Source organism: Propionivibrio limicola (assembly GCF_009469695.1).
In the GTDB taxonomy this organism is placed as follows: Bacteria; Pseudomonadota; Gammaproteobacteria; order Burkholderiales; family Rhodocyclaceae; genus Propionivibrio; species Propionivibrio limicola.
On record NZ_SSSR01000001.1, the window covers coordinates 331108 to 344187 of the forward strand.

General features: G+C 58.5%; 14 protein-coding genes. All 14 read right to left on the reverse strand.

Annotated elements, in window-relative coordinates:
• Positions 1 to 11: 11 nt before the first annotated feature.
• Positions 12 to 1256 carry a TadA family conjugal transfer-associated ATPase gene (locus GH659_RS01580; RefSeq protein WP_153108954.1) on the reverse strand — a complete coding sequence of 415 codons (1245 nt, stop codon included), beginning with the start codon at positions 1254 to 1256 and terminating at the stop codon, positions 12 to 14.
• A 355-nt stretch (positions 1257 to 1611) separates the two neighbouring features.
• The gene (locus GH659_RS01585; protein ID WP_170285798.1) at positions 1612 to 2778 is read right to left on the reverse strand and encodes a CpaE/TadZ family protein; all 1167 of its coding nucleotides are present in this window, start codon (positions 2776 to 2778) and stop codon (positions 1612 to 1614) included.
• Positions 2779 to 2812: 34 nt separating this feature from the next.
• Positions 2813 to 3274 (reverse strand): TadE family protein, encoded by a 462-nt coding sequence (locus GH659_RS01590; RefSeq protein WP_246167628.1) that lies wholly within the window; start codon positions 3272 to 3274, stop codon positions 2813 to 2815.
• Positions 3271 to 3720: a TadE/TadG family type IV pilus assembly protein gene (locus GH659_RS01595; RefSeq protein WP_153108956.1), complete on the reverse strand. Its 450-nt coding sequence runs from the start codon at positions 3718 to 3720 to the stop codon at positions 3271 to 3273. The genes GH659_RS01590 and GH659_RS01595 overlap by 4 nt, the downstream gene beginning before the upstream one ends.
• A gap of 27 nt (positions 3721 to 3747) precedes the next feature.
• A complete protein-coding gene (locus GH659_RS01600) occupies positions 3748 to 5037 on the reverse strand; it encodes a pilus assembly protein TadG-related protein (RefSeq protein WP_211364065.1) in 1290 nt (429 codons plus the stop codon).
• 74 nt (positions 5038 to 5111) lie between these two features.
• Positions 5112 to 5396, reverse strand: a complete 285-nt coding sequence (locus tag GH659_RS01605; RefSeq protein ID WP_153108958.1) for a hypothetical protein — start codon at positions 5394 to 5396, stop codon at positions 5112 to 5114.
• Between the two features lie 14 nt (positions 5397 to 5410).
• A complete protein-coding gene (locus GH659_RS01610; RefSeq protein ID WP_246167629.1) occupies positions 5411 to 6952 on the reverse strand; it encodes a type II and III secretion system protein family protein in 1542 nt (513 codons plus the stop codon).
• Between the two features lie 33 nt (positions 6953 to 6985).
• Positions 6986 to 7840 carry a Flp pilus assembly protein CpaB gene (cpaB, locus tag GH659_RS01615; protein ID WP_153108960.1) on the reverse strand — a complete coding sequence of 285 codons (855 nt, stop codon included), beginning with the start codon at positions 7838 to 7840 and terminating at the stop codon, positions 6986 to 6988.
• Positions 7841 to 7969: 129 nt separating this feature from the next.
• Positions 7970 to 9292 (reverse strand): P-loop NTPase and SpoVK domain-containing protein, encoded by a 1323-nt coding sequence (locus GH659_RS01620; RefSeq protein ID WP_246167631.1) that lies wholly within the window; start codon positions 9290 to 9292, stop codon positions 7970 to 7972.
• 51 nt (positions 9293 to 9343) lie between these two features.
• Positions 9344 to 9907 (reverse strand): A24 family peptidase, encoded by a 564-nt coding sequence (locus GH659_RS01625; RefSeq protein WP_153108961.1) that lies wholly within the window; start codon positions 9905 to 9907, stop codon positions 9344 to 9346.
• Positions 9908 to 9947: 40 nt separating this feature from the next.
• Complete coding sequence (locus tag GH659_RS01630) at positions 9948 to 10124, reverse strand: Flp family type IVb pilin (protein WP_153108962.1); 177 nt, start codon at positions 10122 to 10124, stop codon at positions 9948 to 9950.
• Between the two features lie 112 nt (positions 10125 to 10236).
• Positions 10237 to 10449 (reverse strand): Flp family type IVb pilin, encoded by a 213-nt coding sequence (locus GH659_RS01635; protein ID WP_153108963.1) that lies wholly within the window; start codon positions 10447 to 10449, stop codon positions 10237 to 10239.
• A gap of 151 nt (positions 10450 to 10600) precedes the next feature.
• Positions 10601 to 11293 carry a response regulator transcription factor gene (locus GH659_RS01640; protein ID WP_153108964.1) on the reverse strand — a complete coding sequence of 231 codons (693 nt, stop codon included), beginning with the start codon at positions 11291 to 11293 and terminating at the stop codon, positions 10601 to 10603.
• Positions 11294 to 11307: 14 nt separating this feature from the next.
• Positions 11308 to 12984 (reverse strand): sensor histidine kinase, encoded by a 1677-nt coding sequence (locus GH659_RS01645; RefSeq protein WP_153108965.1) that lies wholly within the window; start codon positions 12982 to 12984, stop codon positions 11308 to 11310.
• Positions 12985 to 13080: the final 96 nt, after the last annotated feature.

The window sequence follows — 13080 nt, forward strand, 5'->3', positions numbered from 1 at the left end:
TTTCTGGTTGATCACTCGAAGCGCCGTAACGGATCGAACAATTCGTCAGCCAGCGGAATACCGTACGCCCGCAGACGATCCGTAAAGCGCGGCCGGATGCCGGTGGCGGCAAAATGCCCCTGCACCACGCCCCCCTCGCCAATGCCGGTCTGCCGGAAGCAGAAGATTTCCTGCATGGTGATGATGTCGCCTTCCATGCCCGTAATTTCTTGCAGACCGATGACCTTCCGCTTGCCGTCCGTCAGCCGCGCCACCTGCACCACGACGTTGATCGCCGAGGCAATCTGCGAACGCATCACCTTGGGCATGGAATTGACGCCGGCCATGCCGAGCATGTTCTCAAGCCGTGTCAGCGCATCGCGCGGCGTATTGGCGTGGATCGTGCCCATCGACCCTTCGTGACCGGTATTCATCGCCTGCAACATATCCAGCGCTTCGGCGCCCCGAACTTCGCCGAGGATGATGCGGTCCGGCCGCATGCGCAGGGCATTGCGGACGAGAGCGCGCTGCGTCACCTCGCCCCGGCCTTCGATGTTCGCCGGGCGCGTTTCAAGGCGCACGACGTGCGGCTGTTGCAACTGGAGTTCGGCAGCATCTTCGATGGTGATGATCCGCTCATGCGCCGGAATAAAGCCCGACAGGATGTTCAGCAAGGTCGTCTTGCCGCTACCGGTACCGCCCGAGATCAGGATATTGATCTTGGCCTTGGTCAGCGATGCGAGCAGTTCTGCCATTTCCGGCACCAGCGTCTTGAATTCGAGCAGGTTCTCCATGGTGAGCGGAATAACCGAGAAGCGCCGGATCGACAGCACCGGCCCATCCAATGCCAGCGGCGGGATGATCGCGTTAACCCGCGATCCGTCCGGAAGCCGGGCATCGACCATCGGACTCGACTCATCGATGCGCCGCCCAACGCGCGACACGATCTTGTCGATAATTTTCATCAGGTGCGCATCATCGACGAACGTCACATCGCTTTGTTCGAGCACGCCACACCGCTCGACGTAAATCTGCTGCGAGTTATTGACCAGAATGTCCGAAATCGTCGGATCAGCCAGCAGCGGCTCGAGCGGCCCGAGACCGAGCATTTCGTACTGGATATCGCGTACGAGGCCGCGTCGCTCCTGCTCGTTGATAACCACGTTTTCTTCTTGCAGCAGCTTCTCGACCAGATTGCGCAATTCGTCGCGCAACCGCTCGGGCGTCAGGGTCTCCATCGCCTCCAGGTCGATACGGTCGAGAAGGGCCATGTGCATGTGGCTTTTCAGCTCCTGATAGGCCCGTGAATTGCGCGAGGCTGCGCGAGGAGAAACGTCACCGCGAATGTCCGCAGGATTGGTTCCGCCGAATGCCTCGAGTCTCTCTCTCAAACTCACGTTATCTCTCCCTGCGAATTTTCTTACTTGCGTGTTTTAGTGCGTGCTTAACTGCGCTCTTGTTCTCTACTGCGCCCCGCCCCTATTGTTGTTCTAGTAGTCAGTCACGCGGAAAACAAGGAGATCAGCACGTCATTCCGGCGAAAGCCGGAATCCAGCAGTGCCCCACTGGATTCCGGGTCAAGCCCGGAATGACGGTTTCTGTCAGGTCGTTTCGCTTCATCGTGACCACCTGCTAGCGTGAAAAAATTCGGGAAAACCAACCTCCGTTTGCTGCCAGCGTTTCCTCCGGGACAAATTCGCGCCCCATCTCGATCAGGAACTTGCTGATCGGATCGTTTCGATTCGCCTTGGCGATCGGAATACCGAGATTCACCGACGCCGCTGCCGCCCGGTAACTGTTCGGAACGACATACGCAATACGCCCATCGATCGCCTTCTCCAGATCGTCCAGCGTAAACTCGCCGCCCTTCTCGTAGCGATTAACGATCACCTTGATCTTCGACCGCGGATAATCGAGCGAACGGAAAATTGTCAGCAAACGCTTGCCGTCGCGCACGAACGGCAAAGTCAGCTGCATGACCGGGAAAATCATATCGGCGACATCCAGCACCTGAAGACTGACGCCGTTGAGCGAACGCGGCAGATCAAGCACGACGAAGTCGTAATGCAAGCGGGCGAGCCGCACGATGGTATCGATATGTTCGCGCTGCACGTCGGTCAAATGATCCGGATTGTCTGGCGCGGCGAGGACGAAGAAATTGGGGGCCACTTCCAGCATTGATGCGGCCAGCAACGAAGCATCGAGGCGATGGATCTGCTGCGACAACTCGGCCAGATTGCTCGGCGGATGCGACTCCGACACAAACATCGCCGCATCGCCGAACTGGAGGTTCAGATCGATCAACGCCACCCGCTTGCCATACTCCGTCGCCAGCACATAAGCGAAGTTGGCGGCCAGGAACGTTGCACCACTGCCGCCCTTGCACGACAGGAAGGCGAACACTTTCCCCTCAGGTGCTGCACTGCCGGTTTGTTTGATGCGTTTTTGCGAAAGACGGGTCAATGCGGCCTGCAAGGCATCGTGGCTGGCGTTCGAGGGAACGACCTCGCGCACACCGGAACGCATGGCGTGCATCAAAAATTCGGCCGACGTATCAGCCGAAATCAGCACGATGTCGATTCCCGGCGAAACCAGACTCAACGATTCGATGGCATCCAGACAACCGCGCGTCGCTTCATCGACGATCAAGACATCGGGTGCAGATCCGTTGATCACGGCGGGCATGGCTCCACCCGCAAAGACGCTCCCGGATATCTCAGCCGCCGGATTTTTCTCCGCCGCCGCGCGTCGGATGAACTCGAAACGGGCGCTGTTGTTGTGAAGGACTTTGATTTTCATGGCCTGATTCTCGTCAAGAACTCCACTGGTTACATTAGTTACATATCTCATTGCCGGTGCTGTCCATGAATTCGCGCGGCAATGTCGTCTGGAACGGCGGCAATGTCACCGACAGTGGCACAAAGGGAATAATCGTTTGATGAACATAATCGGTAAGGCGAACACGCACTTCTTTGCAGGTATCAATCGTGCACGTATTTGGGGCAGACGGCGGATTGAGATAGTCGATCTCGATCTGCGCATCGCTGAGGTTCGGAAGCATCCGCTGCATCCGATCCATGATATCCCCATCGCCCATCGAGCAAACCACGGCCAGACGCGCCCCCAAGCGGGTGGATTCGGCTGCCGCGTTCCATACCCACAACAGCCGCCCCATCTCCATAATGCCGATAAGCAGGGTAAAAAACACCGCCGCGACAAGCGCGAACTCGACTGCCGCCACACCGTGTTGTTCGCGAACCCGCGGGTGTCCGAACGAATGAATACTTGTTTTCACAATTGGCCTCGCATCGATGTACTGATGGCCTCGAACGTTATGTCAGGCATAACAAACTCGACAAACGAGTCGTATGGATAGCCTTGAATCCTCACCACAACCAGATTGATCGTGCCGCTACCGGTACTTAATGACGTCGTAACCCCGCCACACGTCAGAATCCGGTCACAAGTCTGCACCATGCCCGTGGTCAGCCCGGGGGCCAGCGGCGACCCCGAGCAATCGGGATTGCCGAACGCTGCCATGCATTTGGCTGTCGCGTGCTCGTTCGTATCGCCTGGCGTTTGCGACGTAAGGTAGCGGGCCGCATCGCGTACCGATTTAGTCAGCGTGTTGTAGGTGTAGATTGCCCGGCCATACTCGGTGATACCGAAAACAAGGATCACCAGTGGAATCAACAGAATGCCGAATTCAACCGCGGCCACGCCTTTCATAAGTTTGCGCATATCTGGCTCCCTTACTCATTTTCCGGGTCATTGCACAAGTGCCGGCACCATCGGCCCGACCGACGAAGGGCCGCCGACAGCGCCAGAGGTCGCACATGGACTACCCGGCGCATTCGAGGCGCCGAGATACTCGGCACTTACCGTCACATCCTGTCCCGATTTCTTGTACGGACTGAGCATCAAAATGCACGCATAACCGCGAATCGGCGACTGCTGGCCGCTCTCGAAATCCGCACAGGGCACGAAAGGTAACGTTACCAAGCGCCGATCCGCACCGTAATCATGCAACTGGGTTTGGCTTGCAGAACTTGACCCACCTGGATTCTCATCTGCCTGAACGGGCGTATTGGCTGCACGCGACGCCAGGAAGTTGTCAGTGGTACCCGAAGTACCATTGTAGGCATTCTCACCAAGCGGCCACGTCGTCGTGTTGTATGCAAACCCCGTGAAGTCAGGTGGTGCCGAAGTCAGATCGCCAGTCGTCACACCCCCGCCACCTTGGTAGATACCGAAACGAGTGTTGAAAGCCTTGCCGAGCGACGTGATGTTACCGGTCTGCCCGACGCATCCGGGGATAGGATTGCCCGGACTTGCACCGGCACAGCTACCAAGATTATTGGCTGGCAAATTACACTGTCCAGCACCTTCGAGCAGACATGCCAGTTCCTGCGCGCCGCCACCGGAGCAACCCGGCGTACCAGAACTCGGATCGAAGTCGATCCAGCGGAAGTTGCCCGTCAAGTCACTCATACCACTCCCGCCACCGGTTTCCTTGAAATTCATCGAATACCACTGACCGACGACATAGCCGAAGTCTGGCGCGGAACCGCCGTACCGATCACTGCACAGCGCCATCGGAATGGCACAATTGGTTTGAGCCGGGGTCAAGGTTGCCGTCGCCAAGGCATTAACATCTGCATCGTCTATTCCGAGAACCCGCATGAACCATAGCGGGATATTCGGACGATCAATGACACAACGAACGTACTTGGTAGTACCGGGTGGATTTGAGCTGGCTGATAACCAGGAGCCACCGGACAAAGAACTACCGAACGTCACCGCAACAGATCCGGCGACGATATTCGCCCCCTGGAATCCAACCCTGTTTTGCGTCGCAACCGTGATCCCCGCATTCTCGGCACGCGTGAAATTCTCTGCCGGAACAGGATCGCCGGTCAGTTCATAAGCCGCGGAAAGGGCGCAAGCATCAGCTGCGTTCTGCAGTTCGGTCTTGGTGACATAGAGCTGACCGGCATCCAGTGCCAGACCGGCAAACCCGATCAACACGGCAATGGAAAGGCCGACGATGATTGCCACCGCACCGTCCTGACGATTTATGGGCTGTCTCATTTGGCGCATGATTCTTGCCCCTTTCCTTGGTTCGTTCGTACCTAATCCGTTGAAACATTGTTCGAAATCAACGGAGTCAATGCCTCTGACGGCGGCTTGCGGAAGCTGTCACGATAGTTGTCGAGCGCTCCCTTGGCCGCCTTGCCGTCAAGCCCGGCGACCGGGTCCATGTTGCGGGACGCGTCCGGATTCAAGGTCTGCTGGGCCTTCAGCATGTTTGCCGACTCGCCGAAACGGGCATCCAGGTCAGGCGTTCCGGTTCCAGCGCAACCGCTCAGAATAACCAGGCCAGCAATCGCCAAGATTCGTGCTTTGCTCGTTTTCATTTTTGGCTCCTTGGTTATTTGACTTCGAAGCCGCCGGTTGATTCAGGCTCGGTCGTTTGGTCGGCTGGCTGCGTTGTTGTTGGTGGCGTACCTTCCATCCGCCCGTTCAGGAAGAACTCGGCACGGTTCGGCGGCACATAGCTATCGGTCGGCAGCCCGTAATTCGGCGGTAGCGGTTTGACGAGACGCGGCGTCACGACGAACACGAGTTCAGTCTTGTCGGTCTGGAAGTCGCTACTGCGGAACAGGGTACCGAGAATCGGAATTTCACCCAGCCCCGGGAAGGCCTTGATGTTGGTCGTCACGTTGTTCTTGATCAGGCCACCGATGGCGAAGGTCTGACCGTCGAACAGCTGGACCGTCGTCGAAGCCCGGCGCGTCGTGAAGGACGGCAGAACCGACAGACCGCTGACACCCGGCACCGTGATACCGACCCCTTGCGGGTTCAACTCGGACACCTCCGGACTGACCTTGAGATTAATCCGCCCATCACTCAACACCGTCGGTGTGAATTTGAGCGCCACACCGAACTCTTTCTCTTCGAGCGTGATCCCGCCATCATCATTTTGCTGTACCGGGATGAAGATCGTGCCACCCGCCAGGAAGCTGCCTTCCTGCCCGCTGATCGCCAAGACGTTTGGCTCAGCCAGAATCTTGACCAACCCGTTGTCACGCTGCGCATCAAGTGATGCGGCTATCGGATTACCCGCCGTCTTGAGTGCTGACAAAAAGCCGCTCGTATCAGTACGCCCGAAATTCGACAGCAGACTGTAGGCCCAGTCGCCACGCGACCAGGTGGCGGCGAATTCAACACCGAGCTTGTCGAGCAACGTGCGGGAGATTTCGGCCACCTTCACTTCCAGCATGACCTGCTGCGGAGCCGCCACCGACAGCATGTTGATGATGTTGTCGTGCGTCGAAGCGCGCCCGCCGGCGGAACCGCCCGACACCCGACGCACATAGGCGCCAGCGATATCGACGGCGCGATCGGCCGCAACGGCATCGCTGACCATCCCCGACAGCACCACCGAATCTGCCGCCGATGACACTTTGATCCCGTTCTCTGTCGGCAACAGTTCCTTGAACATGGCTGACAAGGAGGCGGTATCCATTCCCACCGCCACGTCGATCATCGTGCACTGTCCAGCGCGGTCGAGCATGATGACATTGGTCGATCCCACCGTCTTGCCCAGCAAATAGATTTCACGCGGGCTGAGCAGCAACACATCGACATCAGCAACGCCGGGACGCCGCGTGTTCTGCCGATTCGACCCAGGCGACCGGTTGGCCTGTTCGCTCTGCGCCCCCTCTTTCGGATGCGCGACCTGAGAATCCTCCGGATTTCCCAGCAAGATACGCGTCACCGGCGACTCAAGCTTGAGAACCGAGGCCTTGCCGACAGAAAGTTTGACGATCGGCCCCATCTCGACCCGCGCGCAGGGCGATCCGGCGGTCGGAGCAGGTGTTGCACGAGCCGGCGCCGCATTGACCGGGGCGCTCCCCAACGCCATGGCGAGCACTATCGCCGACGTGCTTAGCAAGAATTTTGCTGACATCATTTGATCCTCCCTGAATTTCGGCGATTCGAGTTAGAAGCATTCCGTCGTTTTGTTGGCGCCGCGAATCACTACCACGCATTCCTTCCCAGCGGCGGGTTTGGCAATTCTCCGTGGTGCGGCACGCTTGGTCGCCTTGGTGGGAACTGGCGTCGCAGTCACAGCAGGTGGCGGCATCGGCGTCTTGACAAAGAGTGAATCCTTGGTCGCCCCAGCGGTCCGGATTGGTTCCATATCCGTCTGGTTGCGCAACACGAGCGAGAGCGTACCAACCGACCGGGCGAGGTCGAGCTTCTCGGCCTGGTCCGGCGTTACTTCCAGCGTCACGGCATTGACCACCTTGGGTTTGGTCTCGTCACGACCTGCCTCCTGAGCAACGGCCAGAACAAGGATGTGCTCAAGGACGATCTTGGAGATGGTGCGATCCTTGTCGTTGCCCTTGGCACCTTCCTCCTGCGTGCTGACCATGATGTCGACGTAATTGCCGGGCAAAGCGAAACCGGCGACGCCGATGACATCATTCACGCGAACGGTGATGGCCCGTTTGCCTTCGCCGACGACTGCCGACAGCCCACCGCGGCTACCGACCGGAGCGAGCTTGCTTTCGAGAACCGGTTCGCCCCGGGTCACGGTGGTCTTGACGACGCGATCGACCAGCACTTTTTCATCGGTGAATGCCCCGGGCGGGACGCTGGAAGCTGGCCACTCGACCATCTGGATCATTTCCGGCGACAGGCGGCTACCGAGTTGAATATCCAGCACCGCCACGGCGATTTTGTTGCCCGAGTTCTGGCCTTGCTGCTGTATCCATTTCGCCGCCAGAACGACAGCCGCCAGTCCCGCAAGTAACGCGATCACCAGCATGACTACGCTTCGCATGTTCTTCATTTTCTTTCCTCCCTGATTAGGTTTTTGCCGGTTTTCGGAAAGCTTTTGGAAGCCCTTGAAATTCATTCTAGACCGATATTTTTCGATGTCACCATCAAATTCCATGGCTCCTTACGGTCGCCAAGCGAATCATTCCGAAGCGAAATAGCTATGCCATGCCCAGTCGATAAGCTGCGGAGTAAGCTCGACAGGCCATTCGCGGTAGGTCGCATAATCCCGCACTTGCGAGAGCAGGTCGCGCGGATAGCAGGCAAAGGTCGGACGCCCAAGCCGTCGATGCGTATTGAGTAGTGCATCAAAAGTCTCGGCATTGAACGTAATCCCGAATTCGTCGCACACATCGCGGAATATTCGTTCGTATTCGCTATCGCTCACGGCGCCGATGTGAATCTTGTACCCAAGACGGCGCAAGAAGGCCTCGTCAGCCAGCTTAGAAGGCGACAGATTGGTCGAGAAAACGAGCTTCACGTCGAATGGAATCTCGAAGCTCCCACCGGTATGCAAAGCGAGATAGTCGCGCCGGCGATCCATCGGCACGATCCAGCGGTTCATCAGTTCTTCCGGACGCACGATCTGGCGGCCAAGGTCGTCGATGATGTAGAGGCCGTTATTCGCCTTGACGTGCGACGGCGCCTGGTAATACCCGGAGGTGCGGTCGAAATGCAGGTCGAGCATATCGATAGTCAGTTCGCCACCGCTGATGGCGACCGGACGCGAACACGGAACCCAACGCCCATCAACGCGCAGACGATTGTCGAGACCACTTTTCTTCGATTCTGTATCGATTGGTCGGTGAATGATCGGATCAAACACCTGAATTATTTCCGAATCGACAACCAGGGCATAAGGCACATAAACCGTGCCATGGAGCAATCGCATCATGCTCTCGGCGAGGAATGTCTTGCCGCTGCCGGACGGGCCATAGAGGAACATCGGTTTGCCCGAGTTCATCGCCGTGCCGACCAGGTCGCGCAACTCCGCATTCACGACCATATTTCGATAGCATTCCTCGACATCGGCGTGGGTCACCCGCATGTCGGCAAAAGACTGGGCGCGAACCTGTTTGGTGTAGCTTTCCAGCGTTACGGGCGCTGCCCCGACGTACCGACAGCGACGCAAAAAATCGGTCGCCCGCGATCGCCCGTGCTCGGTGAGCCCGTAATCAGCGTCGCCGCTCGTTGAACCGTGGCGCAGCAGCTCGACCAGCCGCTCGGCGCGCATGAAATTACAGACCCCTTCCACGATCATGGCCGGCAACCGCAACTGTTGAGCCAACTCGATCAGGCTCATGTTGCCACGCAGATAAAGCGTCTTGACGATCAGTTCGATTAGCAGGTGATCGTTCAGCCCGGTCTCTTCCAGGCTGCGAGGGGCCAGAGGCGCCACATCCTTTGCTTGACCCAGTTCCGGAGCCTCGGCGAGCACTCCCTGATTTTTTTCGCTGTTCATCATGTCCTCTCCGTCCATTCTGTAACCAGCGACTTTTGGCCTTCACTTCTTGTTCTATTTGAACGGCCAGTCCTTCAGCATTGTCAGCCCTATCTGCAACCCGGTGCCGATGGCAATCGCCACCGCATAGGGCAATCTCCCGGTCGTTTGCACATCGCGCAATGACAGCCCGGAAGAACGGGCCGTAAACACTACCAATCCCATCAGCCGCAAGTTATCAATCACACGTGCCAGCGCCCCTGAAAACAACGCTGCCAACAACGACAACACACCGCCTGCCACAAAGGTCAGCAGAACCGCACCGACCACCGGCATCGGGCCAAGAAAGGCGCCGATCGCCGCCATCAACTTCACATCGCCGCCGCCCATGGCGCGGATCGCGTACAACGGCAACATCAACGCGAGTCCGACCAACGCACCGAGCAACGACTGACTTAACCCTAGCCCAACGCTGGTAGAAAAAAAGGCCGGTTGTGGAGCAAAGAGGCTGAAAGCCAAGCCCACGACCAGCCCCGAAGCAACCAGCCAGTTAGGTATTCGGCGGGTGGCAATGTCGTATCGAACCGCAAGCCCGAGCAAACACGCCACTGCTCCCGCCGATAGCCAGTAATTATTCATTTAGAGTTGTTTTCTCCCTATCGCAACGCAAAAGAACAGTCTAGGCAGCAAGAGCGGCAGCCAGTTCGTCACGGATTCTTTGAAAGACAAGAACCAAATTGTCACCAACTTCCGAAGTGGCAGTAATAATCACAACAGCAATCAGCGCAGCGATCAGACCATATTCAATCGCGGTTACGCCTTCCTCGTCGCGTACAAATGTCATCAGCTTTTTCATGATAGTCCTCCTTGACTGAACCCCACATTCCGCCCACCGGCGGCCACCCCATCAGGCAAGACCGCCGGCCTGCCTGAAATCCTGTTGAAGCCTCAACTGCCTGAAACCCTATTCAGTTCTGAACGGCAGCTGCAACTTCACGCGCAACAAACTCCCATAAACCATTCGCCGCCTGCCCCGTCCCCATCACGCTCGCCACGATTACGACGGCGATCAAGGCACCGATCAGCGCATACTCGATTGAGGTAACGCCGGACTCATCGTTCGCCAAGCGGCTAATCTTGCGACATCCATGCCGAATGGCTGAATTGGCTTGTTTCCACATTTCTGTCGCTCCCGGTTGAATGAATTATTTCCTTTTGTTGATTTCATTCTAGGAACGGCTCGCCGGAAAGAAACCGGACTCTTCAACCTATTTTTCGGGGAGGAGACTCCCGGCAGGACGTGACAAAAGTCCCATATGATTCGGCGAAAGCCTAACTCTCTGCCAGACCATGTTTGACGGCATAGGCAAACAGCCCCAGCCGGTTGCGCACGCCAAGTTTTTCGTAGATGAGGGTCAGATGGTTGCGCAGGGTGTGTTCGCTGATGTGCAGGGTGTCGGCGATAGCCAGGCTTTTTTCGCCTTGGCTGTTGACGACGGCGCGGATGATTTCCCGCTCGCGTGGCGTCAGGCTGGCGATTTTGGCGGCCTCGGGGTCTTTTTCACCGCCCTTGCCGGCTCCGCTGGACATCGCATCGAGAAGTTTCCCCATCATCGCCCGGTTGATCCAGACTTCGCCGGCGTGGACGCGTTCGATCGCCCGCAGCACGACGTCGGCGCTTTCATCCTTGCCGACGACGCCGCGCACACCGTGCAGGACGGAGGCCTGCAGCAGCGACGAATCCCGGCTGCCGGTCAGCAACAGCACTTTGGCCTCGGTCAGCTGCAGGAGCTCCGGCAAGGCGTCGAAGGAATTCTCGCCGTTGAGATCGAGGTCGAGCAGGATGATGTCCGGCTTGGCCGAAACGACCTTGGACAGCAGTTCGGCGCAGGTACTTGCCGTGCCGACGACCGCCATGCGCGGCTGTGCGCTTTCGACCAGCCGTTCGAGCCCCCACAGTACCGACTTGTGGTCATCGACGAGCATTACGCGAATCGGAGTCTGGTCCGCCGTCTGTTCTGTCATTGTCAATCGCCTTCTCAAGAGGACGTTTTGCCGCTTTTTGCGGCAGGCATGGGCACCCGGACCGTGACCGTCGTGATCGCCCGATCCCGTTTGATATCGACGGAACCGCCCAGATCCGCCGCCCGCTCGGTGAGCGAACGTGGCGTGAAGTCTAAATCAAGCGGCACATTGGCGTCGTTTTCGTTACGGATGCTGATCACCAGCTGGCCCTTGCACACCCGCAAGGCAATCCATGCCCGCCGTGCGCCTGTATGCCGCCGGATGTTGCTGAGCCCTTCCGACACAATGTGGAACAACTCGCCGGCCATGCGCCGACTGACCGGCATGTCGCCTTCGATATCCACCTTGACGTCGATGCCGAACAGTTGCCCGAAACGGGCCGCCTGACGCTGCACGGCGCTCGACAGCAACGCCCCGCCCTTGCCCAGTTCGCCGCGCAATCCGCTGACCACATCGCGCATGGTCATCAGCTCTTCGGTCACCATTTCGACCAGACGCTCAAGATCCTCTGCCACGGGATTGTTCGGCCCCGCGCGCCGCTGGACGGCTTCGACCGCGTACTTCAGGCCGATGTACGGCTGAATCGCGCTGTCATGCAGGTCGCGTCCGATCCTGGCCCGCTCGGCATCCGCCGCCTCGGCGGCGAGTTGTTCCCGCAGGTAGGCGTTTTCGAGCGATGGCCCAAGGTGCTCGACGATGAGTTGCAGCCTGTCGAGCAACTGAACGCTGACGCGGACCCCCTCGCCCGCCAGGATCAGGCGCATCCGGCCGACGCCCATCACTCCGAGTGGAACGGTCACCAGACGCCCGCGACCGATCAGGTCATTCAGCGCAACCAGCGTTTCGCGATCGGATGCACCCGGATCGGCCGGTTCGCCCGAAGGATCAAGCTCGAATTGGCGGTTGCAGTTCCACCAGTGACGCTCGCCTGACCAGCCGGCGGCGGCGTCCGCCGGCAAGGCCAGTGCGTGGTCGGCCAACAGGACGGCAACCTCGTGCGGCAACTCGGAGGCGCCCTCGTTTTCTTCCCAGCAAAAGATTCGGCACTTTCCTCCGAAAGGCCGCAGGACGAATATCGCCACCGACGCATCGAGATGCACGGCAATCTGCTCGAGCACATCGTGGACGATGCTGTCAAAGCCTCGCCGCGGGTTGAGCCGCTCCACCATCGATGCGGCAAGTGCCTGGTTCTTCTGCGTCAGCACCTCCATCCGCGCCAGCCCGACGAACATGGGACCGACGACAAACAAGGAAAGCGGCAAGGCGATGATCTGCATCCACGGCAGATGCGGTTCGCGCAGGGCGAAGATCGCCAGCGATGCAAAACCGCTGAAGGTCGCGATGATGATGCTCTCCCGATATCCCGTTCGCCACGCGGCGAAAAACACCGGGAAGAAGAGGAACAGGAAATAGTGCGTCCGCCCCTCGCCGGACAGCCACAACATCAGAAGGAACCAGAGCGCATCGATCCAGTAGAAAAGGCGGCGCTGGACATTCGCTGTCCCGTTCGCCGCCAGCCAGAGCAAAACGCTGGCATAAACACTGAAGCAGCCAACGGCAATCGACAGTCCGGGCGGTAGCGCGGGCCGCGCATCAAGCATCAGCAGGCCGGCGATGATGGCCAGCATCACGCGCAGACTTTCAATCAACCGGCGATAAGCTGACCTGGAAGCGGATCGGCGAGGAAGCATTTTTGTTTTGTTCTCCCTGGTTGAGAAGCGCTGCGTTTTTCGGCTCCACACTGATTTCAGTCTATGCGCCACGGCAGTGCCAGCCAAGTCCGAATT

What these genes read in the sequence shown, in the direction of transcription:
- GH659_RS01610 (WP_246167629.1), bottom strand. Translation starts at nt 6,952, where the DNA reads ATGTCAGCAAAATTCTTGCTAAGCACGTCGGCGATAGTGCTCGCCATG.
- cpaB (WP_153108960.1), bottom strand. Translation starts at nt 7,840, where the DNA reads ATGAAGAACATGCGAAGCGTAGTCATGCTGGTGATCGCGTTACTTGCG.
- GH659_RS01640 (WP_153108964.1), bottom strand. Translation starts at nt 11,293, where the DNA reads ATGACAGAACAGACGGCGGACCAGACTCCGATTCGCGTAATGCTCGTC.
- GH659_RS01595 (WP_153108956.1), bottom strand. Translation starts at nt 3,720, where the DNA reads ATGCGCAAACTTATGAAAGGCGTGGCCGCGGTTGAATTCGGCATTCTG.
- GH659_RS01620 (WP_246167631.1), bottom strand. Translation starts at nt 9,292, where the DNA reads ATGATGAACAGCGAAAAAAATCAGGGAGTGCTCGCCGAGGCTCCGGAA.
- GH659_RS01580 (WP_153108954.1), bottom strand. Translation starts at nt 1,256, where the DNA reads ATGCACATGGCCCTTCTCGACCGTATCGACCTGGAGGCGATGGAGACC.
- GH659_RS01625 (WP_153108961.1), bottom strand. Translation starts at nt 9,907, where the DNA reads ATGAATAATTACTGGCTATCGGCGGGAGCAGTGGCGTGTTTGCTCGGG.
- GH659_RS01605 (WP_153108958.1), bottom strand. Translation starts at nt 5,396, where the DNA reads ATGAAAACGAGCAAAGCACGAATCTTGGCGATTGCTGGCCTGGTTATT.
- GH659_RS01585 (WP_170285798.1), bottom strand. Translation starts at nt 2,778, where the DNA reads ATGAAAATCAAAGTCCTTCACAACAACAGCGCCCGTTTCGAGTTCATC.
- GH659_RS01635 (WP_153108963.1), bottom strand. Translation starts at nt 10,449, where the DNA reads ATGTGGAAACAAGCCAATTCAGCCATTCGGCATGGATGTCGCAAGATT.
- GH659_RS01630 (WP_153108962.1), bottom strand. Translation starts at nt 10,124, where the DNA reads ATGAAAAAGCTGATGACATTTGTACGCGACGAGGAAGGCGTAACCGCG.
- GH659_RS01645 (WP_153108965.1), bottom strand. Translation starts at nt 12,984, where the DNA reads ATGCTTCCTCGCCGATCCGCTTCCAGGTCAGCTTATCGCCGGTTGATT.